Origin of the sequence: Isoptericola halotolerans (genome assembly GCF_003003075.1) — a bacterium.
Classification (GTDB): Bacteria; Actinomycetota; Actinomycetes; order Actinomycetales; family Cellulomonadaceae; genus Isoptericola; species Isoptericola halotolerans_A.
Genome location: NZ_PVTX01000004.1, coordinates 46,918 through 61,915 on the forward strand (window position 1 = coordinate 46,918; position 14,998 = coordinate 61,915).

The following is a 14,998-nucleotide window of genomic DNA, read 5'->3' on the forward strand; positions in this document are numbered from 1 at the left end:
GCCCGGGACCGCGGGCTCAGCCCAGGCGGGCGACGATCGCGTCCGCCAGCGCCCCCGCGGTCCCGGCGCCGCCGTCGTGCTTCAGCCACAGCGAGGGCTCCGTGAGCTCCAGCTCGATGACGGTGGGCGACTCCTCGCCCCCGACCAGGTCCACCCGGGCGTAGAGGAAGGGCCGGCCCACCTCGAGCTGCTCGTGCGCGACGGCGAGCGCCCGGCGGGCCACCTCGACCTCCGCCTCGGTGGCGTCGACCGGCCGCATCTTCTCGCGGGCGTAGAGGCCCTGGGTGGGGCGGCTCGGCCCGGTCAGCAGGGCGTTCTTGCGCACCGAGTGCCGGACCTCGCCGTCGACGAAGATGAGGCAGGTCTCGCCCTGGGTGTCCACGCTGGTCACGTACGGCTGGATCATGACGGCACGCCCGTCGTCGAGCAGCGACTTGGCGTGCTGGATCGCCAGAGCCCGCGACGCCGAGCTGACCGGCTGGTAGCGGCCCGTGTCCTTGGCCCCTGCGGAGACGACGGGCTTGACGACGAAGTCGCCGAAGGCCGGCATGCGGGTGTGGATGGCGCGCTTCGACAGGTGCCGCTCCGGGTCGAGCCAGATGGTCGGGATGACGGGGACACCGGCAGCGTCGAGCGCCTTCAGGTAGGTCTTGTCGGTGTTCCACGCCAGGACGTCGGCGCTGTTGGCCAGCCGCGGCACGGAGCGTGCCCACTCGACGAACCGGTCACGCCGGGGCGAGTAGTCGTAGGTCGAGCGCACGACGACGAGGTCGTAGTCCGCCCAGTCGACGTCCGGGTCGTCCCACACCACCGGCTCCGCGGTGACGCCGCGGGCGGCGAGGGCGGGGACGAGCGGGCGGTCGTCGGCGTCGAGGTCGGGCAGGACGGAGCAGGTGGCGAGTCCGACTCGCTTCGTCGTCGTGGTCACGGCCCAGAGCCTAACCGCTGGGCCTCACAGCCCGTACTCCTCGCCGAACCGCAGCCACACCTCCGACACCGTGGGGAAGGCGGGCACGGCGTGCCAGAGACGCCCCAGCGGCACCTCGCCGACGACGGCGATCGTGGCCGCGTGGAGCATCTCGCCCGCGTCGGGTCCCACGAACGTGGCGCCGACGATCACCTCGCGCTCGGTGTCCACCAGCACCTGCGCCCGGCCGCCGTACTCGGGCGACGTGACGCCGGCGCCGGCGACGGCGGACAGGTCGTAGGCGACGGCGCGCACCGGCAGGCCGGCGTCGCGCGCCTCGGCCTCGGTCGGTCCCACCGACGCCACCTGCGGGCGGGTGAAGACCACCTGCGTCTGGGCGCCGTGGTCCGCGGTGGCGGCGTACCGGGTCCAGGCGCGGCTGCCCGGCGGCGGGAGCTCGGAGCCCCCGTTGTCGGGGCCGTAGAGCGTGGCGACGACGTCCCCGGCGACCCTGCCCTCGTACTTGCCCTGGTGGGTCATCGCGACACGGCCGGTGACGTCACCGCAGGCGAACAGCCAGGGTCGCCCGCCGGCCGCGCGGGAGGCACCCTCCACGGCCATCGAGTCGTCCGTGGTCAGCGGAGCGTCGGTGGCCAGTCCCACGGTGTCCAGGCCCGCGTCGCCCGTGCGGGGCCGTCGTCCGGTCGCGACGAGCAGCTCGGCGGCCGTCACCTGCTCCGTCCCCCGGCCGTCCTCGACCGTCACCGTCACCGGACCGCCGACCTCGGGACGCGACACCTCGGTCACCTCGGCACCGAGCCGGACGTCGACGCCCGCCTCCCGCAGCGCGTCGGTCACGGCGTCACCGGCGAACCGCTCGGCCCCGCTCAGCAGCCCGCTGCGCGCCACGAGGGTGACCCGCGAACCGAGGTCGGCGTAGGCGGTCGCCATCTCGCAGCCGACCACACCACCGCCGAGGATCACGAGCGACTCGGGCACCTGCTCGGCGGCCGTGGCCTCGCGCGACGTCCACGGGTTCGCTGCGGCGAGCCCCGGGACCGGAGGGAGCACCGGCGCGCTTCCCGTGGCCACGATGACGGCGCACCGGGCGTGCAGGAGGTGCGTGCCGCCGTCGTCCACGGACCCGGGCTCCGGGGTGACCTCGACCTTGCGCTCCCCCACCAACCGACCGTGGCCGCGCACCAGCGCGACCCCGACCGACTCGAGCCACTTCTCCTGGCCCGAGTCGTCGCCCTCGCCCGTCATCCGGTCACGCCAGGCCAGGACGGCGGCGGCGTCGAGCGGTCCGGGGTCGGCCACGCCGGGCGTCGCACGGGCGGCCGCACGGACCGCACCGGGCCGCAGCAGCGTCTTGGACGGGATGCAGGCCCAGTAGGAGCACTCCCCGCCCACGAGCTCCGCCTCCACGACCGCGACCGAGAGCCCCGTGGCGGAGGCCCGGCCCGCCGCGTTCTCCCCGACAGGTCCGGCACCGATGACGATCACGTCGTACGTCTGATCCATGCGGGCATCGTCGCGTGCCTGGACCGTCCGCGCCACCGCGTCAGCACCATGGCCACTCCCGCCAGCCGTGCCGCGGCAGGTTTGGCGGATCCCGCAACCGCTTGTGGGATTCGTGCACGACGGCGCCGCGCGGGTGGGCGCGGCACCCCGCGCCCTGCGGCCACCCGGCCGCCAGAGTGGTACCCGACCACCCCGGACCCTGACCGAGGAGCACCATGACCGAGGCCACCGAGCCCCCCGCCGGCGCCACGCGGACCGTGCGGAGCGACCGCCGGGCGCTGGACGCCGCCGACGCCGCGCGGGTCGCCACGTTCGCCGCCCTGATCGCCGTGCTGGGGCTGCCAGGTTCGCTGAGCCTGTTCGGCAACGCCGTCCCGATCACCCTGCAGACCCTCGGGGTGATGCTCGCGGGGGCCGTGCTCGGAGCCCGCCGCGGTGCCCTGGCGGTGCTCACCCTGCTGGCGCTGGCCGCCGCCGGGCTGCCGCTGCTCGCCGGGGGCCGTGGCGGGCTCGGCGTCTTCGTCGGGCCCTCCGCCGGGTACTTGGCGGGCTTCGTCGCGGGGGCGTTCGTCGTGGGCCTGATGGTCGAGCGGCTCCGCCGGGTCACGTTCACCGGGGTGCTCGTCGCGGCGCTGGTCGGCGGCGTCGGCGTGGTGTACGCGTTCGGCCTGCCCGTCCAGGCGCTCGTCACCGGCGTCCCGCTGCCGCAGACCGCCTGGCTGTCGCTGGCGTTCCTGCCCGGCGACGTCCTCAAGGCGGTCGCCTGCGCCGGCATCACGGTCGCTGTGACCCGCGCCTACCCCGCGGCGCTGCGGCACCGCACGCGGGAGGGCTGAGGGTGCCCGTCGCCCATCACGTCCTGCGCCACGGGGCCGGTGCCGCCAGCGGCCGCACCGCGCTGCGCCACGACACGCGCCGCCGCACGTACGCCGAGCTGGCTGCCGACATGCGCGCCGGCGCCGAGCACCTCGCCGCCACCGGCACCCGCCCCGGCGACCTCGTCGCGCTGCTGCTGCACGACCCCGTCGACGCCCTCGTCGGTCTCCTCGCGGTCGACCTCGTCGGCGGCACCGGCCTGGTGGCCGACCCCGCCTGGCCGGTGCACCAGCGCGCCGAGGTGCTACGCGCCCTGACGCCCGCCGCCGTCGTCCACGTCCCGCTGCCGCGCGCCGCACCGGGCGCGGACGCTCGTGCGGACGGCCGTGCGGACGGTCTCGGGGAACGTCCCGAGAAGGGCGCGGTCGGTGCGCCCGGCGTCGGTCCGGCGCCCGACGACGCCGACCTCGCCTGGGCCGGGTTCTCCTCCGGCAGCACCGGCCGCCCCCGGGCCGTGGTCCGCACCCGCGGGTCCTGGACCCGGTCGTTCGACCACGTCAGCCGCCTGACGGGCACGGGCGCCGCCGACACGGTGCTCGTCACCGGGTCGTTGGCCAGCTCGCTGCACTGCTTCGCCGCGGTCCACACGCTCGCGGTCGGCGCGTGCGCCCTGCTGGCACCGGGGCCGACGGCGACGACGGCGGCGCTCGCGGCGAGCGACGTCGCCCACCTGGTGCCCTCCCGGCTGGACGACGTGCTCGACGCCCTGGACGCCGGCATGCCGTCGCGGCTGCGGACCGCCGTGGTCGGCGGCGCGGGACTCGATCCCGTCCAGCGGGCGCGCGCCGCCGCGCACGGCCTCACCCTGGTCGCGTACTACGGGGCGGTCGAGCTGAGCTTCGTCGCCGTCGACACCGGCGACGGTCTGCGTCCGTTCCCCGGCGTCGACGTCGCGGTGCGGCCCCAGCCCGGTACGAGCCTCGGCGAGGTGTGGGTGCGCTCGCCGTGGGTGTCGCAGGGGTACCTCGCGGGCGCGCGCGGACCGCTGCGGCGGGACGGCGCGTGGGCCACCGTCGGCGACCTCGCCGAGCTGCCCGACGGCGCGGACGCGGTCGGCACGGACGCCCCGGCGCTGCTCGGCCCCGGCAGCGGGCCCCTGGTGCTGCGCGGGCGCGGCGACGGGGCCGTGCTGACCGCCGGAGCGACCGTCGTGCCCGAGGACGTCGAGGCGGCGCTGCGTCCCGTGCCCGGCGTGCGCGACGTCGTCGTGGCCGGTGCGCCGCACCGCCGGCTCGGCGCCGTCGTGGTCGCCGTGGTCGAGGCCGACGACCGCCCCGGGCTGCGGTCGCACCTCGAGCGCGTGGCCCGCGCCACCCTCGCCCCTGCCCAGCGGCCGCGTCGCTGGTACCGGCTCGACGCGCTGCCCAGGACCCCGGACGGCAAGATCGCTCGCGCCGCGCTCGGAGCCGCGGTCGCCGGCACGGACCCGACGGCACGCGTCGGCGACCTCGGGGTGCTGCGGTGAGCGTCGTCGTCGCCGCCCGCCGCACCTGGATCGGGGTGACAGGCCGCGGTCACCGCCGGGTCGACGAGACGACGCTCGCCGCCGCCGTCCTGACCGCCGCGGCGCGAGACGCCGGCCTGCACGCCGTGGACGACGTCGTGCTCGGCAACGCGGCCGGCCACGGCGGCAACGTGGCCCGGCGGGCGGCACTCGCCGCCGGGCTGACGGCGCCCGGGGTCACCGTCGACCGGCAGTGCGCCTCGGGGCTGGCCGCGGTCGCGGTGGGTGCCGCGCTCGTCGACGCCGGGCAGGCGGCCGCCGTGCTCCCCGGCGGGGTGGAGAGCGGATCGCGCGCGCCCGCCCGCGCGCACGGCGTGCTCGCCTACGACCGTGCGTCCTTCGCGCCCCCGCCGTGGGCCGACCCCGGGCTCGGGGTGGCGGCCGACCGGCTCGCCCGCGACCGCGGGACCAGCCGCGCACGCCAGCACGCCTGGGCCGTGCGCTCCCACGAGCGGGTGCGCACGGCGCACGCGGCCGGACGCTTCGCCACCGAGACCGTGGCCGTCGGCGCCCTCGACCGGGACGAGCACGCCCGGCGCCTCGACCCGCCGCTGCTCGACCGCCTGCCCGGCGCGTTCGTGGCCGGCGGCTCGGTGACGGCGGCGTCCGCCGCCCCGGTCGGTGACGGCGCAGCGGCGGTGGCGGTGGTGCCGGGCGGGGCCCCGGGCCTGCGAGTACGCGCTGTCGCGACCTGCGGCACCGACCCGTCCCGGCCGATGCTCGGACCGGTCGCCGCCGTGCGCGCGGTCTGCGCCCGCGCCGGCGTCACGCTCGACGACGTCGCGGCGGTCGAGCTGGTGGAGGCGTTCGCCGTGCAGGCGCTCGCGGTCACCGACGACCTGGGCGCGGCCGACGACCCGCGCTGGAACGCCGACGGCGGCACGCTGGGGCTCGGCCACCCCTTCGGGGCGAGCGGTGCGGTCGCGGTGGTGCGGCTGTTCGCCCGTCTGGTCACCGCCGGCGCCCCGGCCGGCACCCTCGGCCTGGCGACGGCGGCTGCGGCCGGCGGGCTCGGCGTCGCGCTGCTGGTCGAGGTGGTCCGGTGACCGAGGTGGTGCTGGACGCCGTGCACGTGCGCCACGACGACCGGGAGGTGCTACGCGGCGTCACGCTGCGGCTCACCGAGCGCCGGGTCGCCGTCATCGGGGCGAACGGGTCGGGCAAGTCGACGCTGGCCCGGCTGCTCAACGGGCTCGTCGTGCCGACGTCGGGCCGGGTGCTCGTGGACGGCCTGGACACGCGCCGGCGCGGCCGCGAGGTGCGGCGGCGCGTCGGGTTCGTGTTCACCGACCCCGACGCGCAGATCATCATGCCGACCGTCGCCGAGGACGTCGCCTACTCCCTGCGCCGCTCGGGGCTGTCGAAGGCCGAGTTAGGGACCCGGGTGGCCGCGGAGCTCCACCGGCACGGCCTCGCCGACCACGCCGACCACCCGGCGCACCTGCTCTCGGGCGGGCAGAAGCAGCTCCTGGCCCTGACGAGCGTGCTGGTCACCGCGCCCCGGCTCGTCGTGGCCGACGAGCCGACCACGCTGCTCGACCTGCGCAACACCCGGGCCGTGGCCGACCGCCTCGCAGGGCTGGACCAGCACGTGGTGCTGGTGACCCACGACCTGGACCTCGTGGCCGGCTACGACCGCGTCCTGGTGGTCGACGGTGGCCGCGTGGTGGTCGACGACGTCCCCGCCGCAGCGGTGCCCGCCTACCGCCGGATGATGGCGTGAGCCCGCTGCACCGGCTGGGTGCCGGCACCAAGCTGATCGGGCTCGCGGCGTGCTCGCTCGCGCTGCTCGCGGTGCGCTCGCCGGCCGCGGCGGGTGCCGCCGTCGCCGGCGTGCTGGCGCTCTACGCCGTCGCCGGGCTGGGGCCGCGCGCGCTGTGGTCGCAGGTGCGGCCGCTGCGCTGGTTCGTCCCGTGCGTCGTCGCGGTGCAGTGGGCCACGCTCGGCCCGCTCGCCGCCGCGGTGCTGACCACCCGGCTCGTGGCGCTCGTCGCCCTGGCGGGGCTCGTCACCCTCACCACGCCCACGTCGCACCTGCTCGCCGCGCTCGAGGGTGCGCTCGGCCCGCTGGGCCGGGTCGGGGTCGACGCCGAACGGGCCGCGCTCGTGCTCGCCCTCGCGGTGCGCTCGGTGCCCGTGCTCGCGGACCTCGCCGGCACCGTGCGCGACGCCCGCCGGGCCCGCGGGCGCGAGCACGACGTCCGGGCGTTCGCCGTGCCGCTCGTCGTGGGCTCGCTGCGGCGCGCCGACGCGCTCGGCGAGGCGCTGCGGGCGCGCGGGCTGGACGACTGACGGGCGGCGGCTCAGTTCCGCCGCACGGTGCCCGACGCCCGCGACCTCGAGACCGCGTCGACGGTCGCCGCGAGGACCAGCACGCTGCCCGTGACCATGAAGTTGACGCCGGCCGGCAGGTTGAGCAGGCCGAGCCCGTTGGTGATGATGGCGATGACCAGCGCGCCGACGGCGGCGTGCAGCAGCCGGCCGCGCCCGCCGAACAGCGACACCCCGCCGACGACGGCCGCCGCGACGCCCGACAGCACGATCTCGCGCCCGGCCGCGGCGTCGACCGAGCCCACCTTGCTGATCGACAGCAGCCCCGAGACGACGGCCAGGGTCGAGCAGAGCACGAACCCGGACCACCGGATCATCCGGACGTTGATGCCGGCGCGGCGTGCGGCCTCGGCGTTGCCACCCACCGAGTAGACGTACCGGCCGAACCGGGTCCGGTCCAGCAGGAACGTGCCGAGCCACAGGATGGTCAGCACGATCGGGACCACCACGGGCACCCCGGCGACGATCGCGGCCGGCGAGGCCGAGCGGTTCTGGCTGAGCACGGCGACGACGGCCCCGCCCACGACCAGCACCACGGCGAGCTTGACCCACACCAGCGTGACGGTGCGGTTCGGGACCCCGGCCCGGGTGCGACGTCGGCGGTCCAGGACCGAGGTCGCCGCCACGACGCCCAGGATCACCACGAGCATCAGCCAGCCGCCCCAGACCGGCATGTTCGAGTTCTGGATCGCGAGGATCTCCCGGACCTGCAACCGGTACAGGCCGCCGTCGCCGATAATGGTCAGCGCGAGCCCCTGGAACCCGAGGAAGAGACCCAGGGTGACGACGAACGACGGGATCCCGACCCGCGCCACGAAGAACCCGATGAAGAGCCCGGTCGCGAGCCCCGCCCCGAAGGCGGCGAGCAGCGCGATCGGCCAGGCGACGGCGAACACGTTGTCGAGCACGACGAACAGCGCCATCGTCATGCCGGACGTCACCCCGGCGGACAGGTCGATCTCGCCCAGGAGCAGCACGAAGGTGAGCGCCATCGCCAGCATGACGAGCGTGGCCGCCTGCGTGAGCAGGTTCGCGAAGTTGCGCTCGGTGAGGAAGAACGGGCTGAGGAACGTGAACAGCACGGTCAGGACGACGATCCCGGCGGAGGCCGGCAGCGCACCCATCTCCCCGCCGCGCACGCGGTCCCACCAGGCACGCACCTGGTCGCGCACCCCGCCCTCGACGCCGGAGGCGATCAGCACGGCGTCCGGACCGGACGCCGTGGTCTGGGTGTCGGTCATGCCGAGGTCTCCGCTCCTGCGTAGGTCTTGCTGCCGGTGATGTAACCGACCACGTCGTCGTACGACGTCTCCGCGATCGGGACCTCGGCCACCAGGTGGCCGAGGTACAGCGGGGCGACGTAGTCGGCGACCTCGAACACGTCCTGGAGGTTGTGGCTGATGATGATGACCGCGACGCCCTGGTGCGCCAGCCGCTCGACCAGGGAGAGCACCTGCGCGGTCTGCGCGACCCCGAGGGCCGCCGTCGGCTCGTCGAGGATCACCACCCGGGCCTTCTTCAGCACGGCACGCGCGATCGCGACCGTCTGCCGCTGCCCTCCGGAGAGCGAGGCGACCTTCTGCCGCACCGACGTCATGGTGCGCACCGACAGCGACCGCAGGGCGTCCGAGGCGTCCTTCTCCATCACCCCCTCGTCGAGGGTGCCGTGGGACATCTCCTCGCGGCCCAGGAACATGTTCTGCACGATGTCGAGGTTGTCGCACAGCGCCAGGTCCTGGTACACCACCTCGATGCCGAGGCGGGCGGCGTCGCGCGGGCTCTGCAGCTCGACCCGCTCGCCGTCGAACATCACGGTCCCGCTGTCGTACGGCTGGACGCCCGCCAGCCCCTTGATGAGCGTGGACTTGCCCGCTCCGTTGTCACCGACGAGCGCGGTGACCTTGCCCGGGTAGGCCCGGAAGTCGATGCCCTGCAGCACGCTGACCGGCCCGAAGCTCTTGCGCACGTCCTGCAGCTCGATGATCGGCGCGTCGCTCATGCCGTGGTCCCTCCTGTGGGTGGACGGGACCTCGCGTCGTGCCGAGCGGCACGACACGAGGTCTCGGACGGTCGACGGCTCAGTAGTCGATGCCCTGCTCGTCGCACTTCTCGGCGACCTCGCCCTGGCACACCTCGGCGGCCTCGGCGTCGCCGTTCTCGATGACGGTCGCCACCTCCTCCGGGCCCACCAGGACGGGGGTGACCGCGATGTACGGCGTGCCGTCCTCGAGCTGCTGGTCGGCCTCCGGCTCCTCGCCGTTGAGCAGCGCGACGGCCGTGTCGACGGCGGCCTCGGCCTCGAGCGTGACCTGCTTGTAGACCGTCGCGGTCTGCTTGCCCAGCAGCACGTTCTGCAGACCCGCGACCGACGCGTCCTGGCCGGAGACCGGGACCGTGAGGTTCTGCTTGTCCAGGACGGTGATGACGCCCGCCGCGTTGGTGTCGTTGGCGACCCACACGGCGTCGACCTCGCCGCCGAGCGACGTCAGCGCCTGCTCGAAGTTCGTCGCCGACTCCTCGCCGTCCCAGACGCCCGGGGGCTCGGCGGCAGGCGAGATGCCGGCGGCGGACATGACCTCGTCGGCACCGTCGTGGAACATCGCGGCGTTGCCGTCCGCGGGGTCGCCACCCATGTACACCACGGTGGCCTCGGCCGGGTCCTTGCCCGCGGCCTCGAGACCGTCCACGATCGACTGGCCCTCGAGCCTGCCGACCTCGACGTTGTCGAACGAGACGTAGTAGTCGGCGCCCTCGATGGGGCGGTCGTAGGCGACCACGGGGATCCCCTGCGACTGGGCCTTCTCGGTGACGGCCAGCGCGGCGCCGTTGTAGTCGACGAGCAGCATGACGCCGCAGCCCTGCGTGAGCTGCTGGTCGGCGATCGTCGCGTACATGTTGGTGTCGCCCTGGGCGTTCTGGATGTCGCTGTCGAACCCGGCGGCGGCAAGACCCTCCTCGAGCGCCGGGCGGTCCATGTTCTCCCACCGGGGTGACGACGCCGCGTCGGGCAGGATCACGCAGGCGCGGGTCCCGGTCATGTCGTCGGCCGCGGTCTCCGTCCCGCCGCCTTCCTCACCGCCACCGCTACCGCCGTCGGAGCACCCGGTCAGGACCAGGGCAGCCGCGCCCACGGCCGCTGACACGCCGAACCATCGTGAACGCCTCATCGTGCTCACTCCCTCGTGACATCGATTTCGCCCCGTCGTCGTCGGCGGTGACACCTCGGATTCTGCACCACTGACAGGGGTGTCAGCGGGTGAACTCGGGTCACGGTTCGACAACGGGTCGGAGCGCTCCCATGCCCGGACCCGCCCGCCCGGCCGTTGGAACGGTTCAGACCCGCACGAACTCCAGGTCCGTCACGTCACGCCCCGCGGCGAGCCCCTTGCGCTCGAAGCTCGTCATGACGCGGCCCTCGAAGCGGGGCGCACGACCACCCGGCCCGTGGACGTTGCGGAACTCCTCGGCCGCGTCGCCGACCTTCAGCATGACCTCGCCGTACTGCGCCCAGTCGGTGGCCAGGCGCCAGGTGCCGCCCGGGCGCAGCACCCGCGCCACCAGCCGGGCGAGCTCCGGCGTCACCAGACGTCGCTTGTGATGACGCTGCTTGGGCCACGGGTCCGGGAAGAAGATCCACAGCTCCTCGAGGCTGGCCTCCGGCAACCCGTGGTGCAGCAGCTCGGCGGCGTCGACCTGCATGAGCCGCAGGTTGTCGAGCTCCTGCCCCGGCGCACCGCCGGCGTCCGCCGGGTCCGCTCCCGCGTGCCCCGCTCGCACGATCGCTTGCGCCACGCCCGGGGTGTAGACCTCGACGGCCACGTGGTCGCGCTCCGGGTGCGTGGCAGCGGCGTGCACGATGCACTCACCCAGGCCGGCGCCGATCTCCAGCACCCGCGGGGCGTCCCGGCCGAACTCGGCGACGGCGTCGAACGTCCAGCCCGGGTCGACGGACAGCTCGCGGTGCTCGCGCGGGACGTCGATCAGGTAGCGGTGGCGCCGGGTGTCCCAGGCACGCTGCTGGCCGACGGTGAGGCGCTCGGTGCGGCGCACGTAGCTGAGCGGTCGACGGAAGAAGTTCTCACCGGGCCGCCGCTCGGTCGGCGGGCGCAGATCGTCGGGTCGCGATGGGGTCTCGTGCACCGCACCAGGGTACGGCGCACGGCATCAGTCGACCGACAGCTCCACCAGGGCGAGCAGCGCCTGCCCGTAGGCGTCGGCGGCCTCCGGCGCGGTGAACGTCCGCGGCTGCTCGAGCAGGACGACCTCGACGACGTACCCGCCGCCGTCGTGCCGCAGCGAACGGAAGGTGCTGCCGAGCAGCGAGCGCAGCTGGTCCTCGCGCGGAAGCCAGAGCGTGTCCTCGATGTCCACCGAGTCCAGCGCCCACTCGGTGGTCCCGTTGAAGCCGAGGACCGTGCCCGTCGGGTAGTGGTGCGGTTCGATGGTCAGCGTCGAGACGGTGAACACCTCCGCGGCCAGCTCCGGCGCGTCGATGTGGAACCTGTCGCCGTCCGCAGGCTTCCAGGTCAGCCCGGCGTCACGCAGGCGGGTGGCCAGCTCGGTGGAGATCATCAGTCCATCGTGCCCGCCCGCGGCACGGGCGCAACCCTCGCGTGTCGTGGTCCGCTCAGCCGTACAGGGCCAGCACGCCGACGATCGCCGTGGCGTTCCAGAGCAGGTGCGCCACCATCGGGGCCGTGAGGCGGTCCGTCGCCGTGAACAGCACCGTGTAGACCAGCGCGGCCACGAGGATCGAGACGACGTCGGGCACATTGGCCGGCAGGTGCAGCGCGGCGAAGAGCACCACGGAGACGACGACGGCGACGCGGCGGGCACGACGACGGTCGCGGAAGGCCCGGGGGACACCGCCGACGAGGAACCCGCGGAAGTAGAGCTCCTCGGCGATCCCGCCGCCGACCATGCCGAGCACCAGCGCACCCACGAGCGACCAGCCGTTCGTGCCGACGTTGCGCAGGACCTCCTGGACCTCCGCGTTCGAGGCACCCCCGGCCAACGGGACGAGCACCCCGAACTCGAGGAGGGCACGTGGCGGGACCGTCGCGGCACCGAGGAGCGCGTCGCGACGCCACCTCGTGCGGTCGGCGCCCACGGCCCGCCACCCGAGCCGGTGGCGTCGCAGCCACCAGCCGACGACGAGGACGGCTCCGACGAGCTGGCCCACCGCGAGCAGGACGAGCACCCCGGGCCCGTGGTCGCTGAAGACGTCGACGATCAGCGGCAGCGCGACGAAGCAGGCCGCGACACCCCCGACAAAGGTGGCGACGGTGGCGGCGCGGGACGGGGCCGCCGGTCGGGTCGTCGACGGGTGCACGGCAGGTTCCTCACTCGGGTCGGGTGGCGCAGCGCGAAGCCCTGGCCATATCGATTATCATGATGCTATGCCCTCAGCACATCGATTGTCGATACGGTCCGGCGAACCCTCCACGGCGTCCCGTCCCCCTCGACGGCGGTCCGTCCGCGAGGCGGTGGTCGTCACGCTCACCACGCTCGCCGCCGTCGGGTTCCTCGCGGCCGGCGTGGCGTCGATCGCGGCCGACAACCTCGTCGTCGCCGTGTCCTGGACCGCCGCGCAGGTGCCCGCCGCCGACGGGGCGCTGCTCGTCGGCGGTCCGACCACGTCCACCCTGACCGTCGCCGCACCGACCGGCGTGCAGCGGCTCCTGGTCTTCGCGCCGGCGGCCGTCCTGTGCGCCACCGCCGTGGTGTGCGGCGTGCTGCTGCGCCGGATCGTCCGCTCGGTCGACGCGGGCGACACCTTCCACCGCGACACCCCTCGACGGGTCGCCACCCTGGGTGTCGTGGTGCTCGCGGGCGGACTCGTCGCGGCAGCGGTCACGACGGCGGGACGCCTGACCGCCCTGAGCCCGGCAGCACTCGGCATGGCGACGCCCGCCTCCGCCGTCGCCGCGCCGAACGGCGTGGTCGACGTCCCGCTCACGGCACTGGCCGTCGCCGCGACCCTCTGGGTCATCGCCGCCGTGCTGCGCCGGGGCAGCCGCATGCACGCCGACCTGGAGGGGCTGGTGTGAGCCGGCGGTCCGGTGCCGAGGAGCCCACCGCGCCGCACCGCGTGGTCTCCCACCTCGACGTGCTGCTGGAGGAGCGCGGCATGACGCTCGCCCAGCTCGCCCAGGAGGCCGGCGTCACCGTCGCGAACCTGTCGGTCCTCAAGAACAACCGCGCCCGGGCCATCCGGTTCTCGACCCTGACGGCGGTGTGCGACGTGCTGGGATGCCAGCCCGGCGACCTCCTCCGGGTCGTTCCGCGAGAGGCTGCCGCCCGCCCGGACTGACGGGCACTGACGGACACCGCGCGGCGACGACGAAGGCCCTGCCGCTGGTGCGACAGGGCCTTCGGTGGTGCGCCATCAGGGACTCGAACCCCGAACCCGCTGATTAAGAGTCAGCTGCTCTACCCATTGAGCTAATGGCGCGCGAGCGAGCGCGGACGATGAGCCGCAGCCGATCCGTCGTCCTCGCTGGTGCGCCATCAGGGACTCGAACCCCGAACCCGCTGATTAAGAGTCAGCTGCTCTACCCATTGAGCTAATGGCGCGTAGCGGTGTGAAACATTACCAGGCCCGGGCGCACGACCGGTACCCGGATCCGGGCCGGGCGGCTGTGACCTGCACGACAGCCTCATCAGAGGTACAGGCCGGTGGTCCCCGCGTCGTCGGAGCGCTCCGCCACCGCGTGCACGTCCCGCTCGCGCAGCAGCACGTAGTCGGTGCCGCCGAGGTCCACCTCGGCACGATCCTCGGGGTCGTAGAGCACCCGGTCGCCCACGGCGACCTGACGCACGTGCTCCCCCTTGGCCACCACCGTGGCCCACGCGAGCCGCTTCGGGCCGGTCGCCGTCGCCGGGATGACGAGACCGGCCGACGACTGCCGCTCGGAGCGGTCGGTCTCCGGGTCCACGAGCACACGGTCGTGGAGCATGCGGATGGGCAGCGGCTCTGCCGGTCGCGCCGGACCGGTGCCGGACGCAGTGCTGGACGCCGTGCTGGATGCGGTGCTCGATGATGCGGGGCTCACGGTCCCTACGCTACGCGAGGCACACCTCGCGACCGGCACCACGCCGGGCGGACGCTAGGCTCGGGGCGGCCCAGCAGACCTGTTCGAGGAGCACCACGTGACCCGTCTCGCCGTCGGCGACACCGCGCCCGACTTCACGCTCACCACCGCCGACGGCGGTGCCGTCTCCCTCGAGGAGCTCCGCCTCCAGGCGGAGCGAGGCGTCGTGGTCTACTTCTACCCCGCCGCCATGACGCCCGGCTGCACCACCGAGGCGTGCGACTTCCGCGACTCGCTCGCCGCGCTGCAGGGCGCCGGCTACGCCGTCGTGGGTATCTCTCCCGACGAGCCGGCCAAGCTCGCGCAGTTCGTCGAGCGCGACGCCCTGACGTTCCCCCTCGCCTCGGACCCCGAGCGCGAGGCCCTCGAGGCGTACGGCGCCTGGGGAGAGAAGAAGAACTACGGCCGCACCGTCGTCGGCGTCATCCGCTCCACCGTCGTGGTCGGCACCGACGGCAAGGTCGCGCTCGCCCAGTACAACGTCAAGGCGACCGGCCACGTGGCCCGGCTGCGCAAGGCCCTCGGGCTCGACTGAGCCGACCCGGCCAGGCCGGGCCGGCGGGCCGGCAGGCCCAGCGCTCGCCGCCGATCGTGCCGGAGGCGGGACTTGAACCCGCACGCCCGTGGGCACGGCAACCTAAATGCCGCGTGTCTGCCTGTTCCACCACTCCGGCCAGCGCCACAGTCTAGCCTCGTCGCCGTGCTCGACGGCGAGCAGGTGCGGACGGTGTCACGCAAAAGGTTGCACGTGTCACCCATCTA

General features: G+C 74.6%; 17 protein-coding genes and 3 tRNA genes. 8 read left to right on the top strand and 12 right to left on the bottom strand.

The window, feature by feature from the left end:
• Nucleotides 1–16: 16 nt before the first annotated feature.
• Nucleotides 17–928, bottom strand: a complete 912-nt coding sequence (locus BCL65_RS07110; RefSeq protein WP_106266561.1) for an ATP-grasp domain-containing protein — start codon at nucleotides 926–928, stop codon at nucleotides 17–19.
• A gap of 24 nt (nucleotides 929–952) precedes the next feature.
• The gene (locus tag BCL65_RS07115; RefSeq protein ID WP_106266563.1) at nucleotides 953–2,431 is read right to left on the bottom strand and encodes a dihydrolipoyl dehydrogenase family protein; all 1,479 of its coding nucleotides are present in this window, start codon (nucleotides 2,429–2,431) and stop codon (nucleotides 953–955) included.
• A 215-nt stretch (nucleotides 2,432–2,646) separates the two neighbouring features.
• Here BCL65_RS07115 and BCL65_RS07120 point away from each other — a divergent pair, with 215 nt between their 5' ends.
• Genes BCL65_RS07120 through BCL65_RS07140 form a run of 5 tightly spaced genes read left to right on the top strand, consistent with a single transcriptional unit; the run spans nucleotide 2,647 to nucleotide 7,103 of the window.
• Complete coding sequence (locus BCL65_RS07120) at nucleotides 2,647–3,267, top strand: biotin transporter BioY (protein ID WP_106266565.1); 621 nt, start codon at nucleotides 2,647–2,649, stop codon at nucleotides 3,265–3,267.
• Nucleotides 3,268–3,269: 2 nt separating this feature from the next.
• Nucleotides 3,270–4,772 carry a class I adenylate-forming enzyme family protein gene (locus BCL65_RS07125; protein WP_106266567.1) on the top strand — a complete coding sequence of 501 codons (1,503 nt, stop codon included), beginning with the start codon at nucleotides 3,270–3,272 and terminating at the stop codon, nucleotides 4,770–4,772.
• Nucleotides 4,769–5,857, top strand: coding sequence for a thiolase family protein (locus tag BCL65_RS07130; protein WP_106266569.1), 1,089 nt, complete (start codon nucleotides 4,769–4,771; stop codon nucleotides 5,855–5,857). The genes BCL65_RS07125 and BCL65_RS07130 overlap by 4 nt, the downstream gene beginning before the upstream one ends.
• Nucleotides 5,858–5,862: 5 nt before the next feature.
• Nucleotides 5,863–6,534, top strand: a complete 672-nt coding sequence (locus BCL65_RS07135; RefSeq protein WP_374956673.1) for an energy-coupling factor ABC transporter ATP-binding protein — start codon at nucleotides 5,863–5,865, stop codon at nucleotides 6,532–6,534.
• Nucleotides 6,531–7,103, top strand: a complete 573-nt coding sequence (locus tag BCL65_RS07140) for an energy-coupling factor transporter transmembrane component T family protein (RefSeq protein WP_106266573.1) — start codon at nucleotides 6,531–6,533, stop codon at nucleotides 7,101–7,103. The genes BCL65_RS07135 and BCL65_RS07140 overlap by 4 nt, the downstream gene beginning before the upstream one ends.
• A gap of 11 nt (nucleotides 7,104–7,114) precedes the next feature.
• Here BCL65_RS07140 and BCL65_RS07145 read toward each other — a convergent pair whose 3' ends face one another.
• The 6 genes from BCL65_RS07145 to BCL65_RS07170 form a co-directional block, all read right to left on the bottom strand.
• Nucleotides 7,115–8,383: a sugar ABC transporter permease gene (locus tag BCL65_RS07145; protein ID WP_106266575.1), complete on the bottom strand. Its 1,269-nt coding sequence runs from the start codon at nucleotides 8,381–8,383 to the stop codon at nucleotides 7,115–7,117.
• Complete coding sequence (locus tag BCL65_RS07150) at nucleotides 8,380–9,141, bottom strand: ATP-binding cassette domain-containing protein (RefSeq protein WP_106266576.1); 762 nt, start codon at nucleotides 9,139–9,141, stop codon at nucleotides 8,380–8,382. Before BCL65_RS07150 ends, BCL65_RS07145 begins: the two co-directional genes overlap by 4 nt.
• A 79-nt stretch (nucleotides 9,142–9,220) precedes the next feature.
• Nucleotides 9,221–10,309 carry a sugar ABC transporter substrate-binding protein gene (locus BCL65_RS07155; RefSeq protein ID WP_106266578.1) on the bottom strand — a complete coding sequence of 363 codons (1,089 nt, stop codon included), beginning with the start codon at nucleotides 10,307–10,309 and terminating at the stop codon, nucleotides 9,221–9,223.
• A 166-nt stretch (nucleotides 10,310–10,475) separates the two neighbouring features.
• Nucleotides 10,476–11,282: a tRNA (guanosine(46)-N7)-methyltransferase TrmB gene (gene trmB, locus BCL65_RS07160; RefSeq protein WP_106266580.1), complete on the bottom strand. Its 807-nt coding sequence runs from the start codon at nucleotides 11,280–11,282 to the stop codon at nucleotides 10,476–10,478.
• A gap of 24 nt (nucleotides 11,283–11,306) precedes the next feature.
• Nucleotides 11,307–11,714, bottom strand: a complete 408-nt coding sequence (locus tag BCL65_RS07165) for a pilus assembly protein CpaE (RefSeq protein WP_106266582.1) — start codon at nucleotides 11,712–11,714, stop codon at nucleotides 11,307–11,309.
• Between the two features lie 55 nt (nucleotides 11,715–11,769).
• Nucleotides 11,770–12,474 carry a CPBP family intramembrane glutamic endopeptidase gene (locus BCL65_RS07170; protein WP_207767689.1) on the bottom strand — a complete coding sequence of 235 codons (705 nt, stop codon included), beginning with the start codon at nucleotides 12,472–12,474 and terminating at the stop codon, nucleotides 11,770–11,772.
• A gap of 67 nt (nucleotides 12,475–12,541) precedes the next feature.
• On the opposite strand from BCL65_RS07170, the gene BCL65_RS07175 reads away from it, so the two are divergent.
• Both BCL65_RS07175 and BCL65_RS07180 read left to right on the top strand, forming a co-directional pair.
• Nucleotides 12,542–13,192 carry a DUF2975 domain-containing protein gene (locus BCL65_RS07175; RefSeq protein ID WP_106266584.1) on the top strand — a complete coding sequence of 217 codons (651 nt, stop codon included), beginning with the start codon at nucleotides 12,542–12,544 and terminating at the stop codon, nucleotides 13,190–13,192.
• Nucleotides 13,189–13,455 (top strand): helix-turn-helix domain-containing protein, encoded by a 267-nt coding sequence (locus tag BCL65_RS07180; RefSeq protein ID WP_258176897.1) that lies wholly within the window; start codon nucleotides 13,189–13,191, stop codon nucleotides 13,453–13,455. Before BCL65_RS07175 ends, BCL65_RS07180 begins: the two co-directional genes overlap by 4 nt.
• Nucleotides 13,456–13,520: 65 nt before the next feature.
• Here BCL65_RS07180 and BCL65_RS07185 read toward each other — a convergent pair.
• From BCL65_RS07185 to BCL65_RS07195, 3 genes are all read right to left on the bottom strand, one after another.
• Nucleotides 13,521–13,596, bottom strand: a tRNA-Lys gene (locus tag BCL65_RS07185).
• Nucleotides 13,597–13,642: 46 nt separating this feature from the next.
• A tRNA-Lys gene (locus BCL65_RS07190) sits at nucleotides 13,643–13,718 on the bottom strand.
• A gap of 86 nt (nucleotides 13,719–13,804) precedes the next feature.
• Nucleotides 13,805–14,101, bottom strand: a complete 297-nt coding sequence (locus BCL65_RS07195) for a GroES family chaperonin (RefSeq protein WP_106266586.1) — start codon at nucleotides 14,099–14,101, stop codon at nucleotides 13,805–13,807.
• Nucleotides 14,102–14,294: 193 nt separating this feature from the next.
• Between BCL65_RS07195 and BCL65_RS07200 the strand changes: the two genes are divergently transcribed.
• Nucleotides 14,295–14,771, top strand: coding sequence for a peroxiredoxin (locus BCL65_RS07200; protein WP_106266587.1), 477 nt, complete (start codon nucleotides 14,295–14,297; stop codon nucleotides 14,769–14,771).
• A gap of 57 nt (nucleotides 14,772–14,828) precedes the next feature.
• Here BCL65_RS07200 and BCL65_RS07205 read toward each other — a convergent pair.
• Nucleotides 14,829–14,910 (bottom strand) — tRNA-Leu (locus BCL65_RS07205).
• Nucleotides 14,911–14,998 lie beyond the last annotated feature (88 nt).

Bases quoted from the DNA above. Each gene is read 5' to 3' on its own strand.
- BCL65_RS07155 (WP_106266578.1), bottom strand. From the start codon at position 10,309: ATGAGGCGTTCACGATGGTTCGGCGTGTCAGCGGCCGTGGGCGCGGCT.
- BCL65_RS07175 (WP_106266584.1), top strand. From the start codon at position 12,542: ATGCCCTCAGCACATCGATTGTCGATACGGTCCGGCGAACCCTCCACG.
- BCL65_RS07150 (WP_106266576.1), bottom strand. From the start codon at position 9,141: ATGAGCGACGCGCCGATCATCGAGCTGCAGGACGTGCGCAAGAGCTTC.
- BCL65_RS07145 (WP_106266575.1), bottom strand. From the start codon at position 8,383: ATGACCGACACCCAGACCACGGCGTCCGGTCCGGACGCCGTGCTGATC.
- BCL65_RS07195 (WP_106266586.1), bottom strand. From the start codon at position 14,101: ATGCTCCACGACCGTGTGCTCGTGGACCCGGAGACCGACCGCTCCGAG.
- BCL65_RS07115 (WP_106266563.1), bottom strand. From the start codon at position 2,431: ATGGATCAGACGTACGACGTGATCGTCATCGGTGCCGGACCTGTCGGG.
- BCL65_RS07165 (WP_106266582.1), bottom strand. From the start codon at position 11,714: ATGATCTCCACCGAGCTGGCCACCCGCCTGCGTGACGCCGGGCTGACC.
- BCL65_RS07120 (WP_106266565.1), top strand. From the start codon at position 2,647: ATGACCGAGGCCACCGAGCCCCCCGCCGGCGCCACGCGGACCGTGCGG.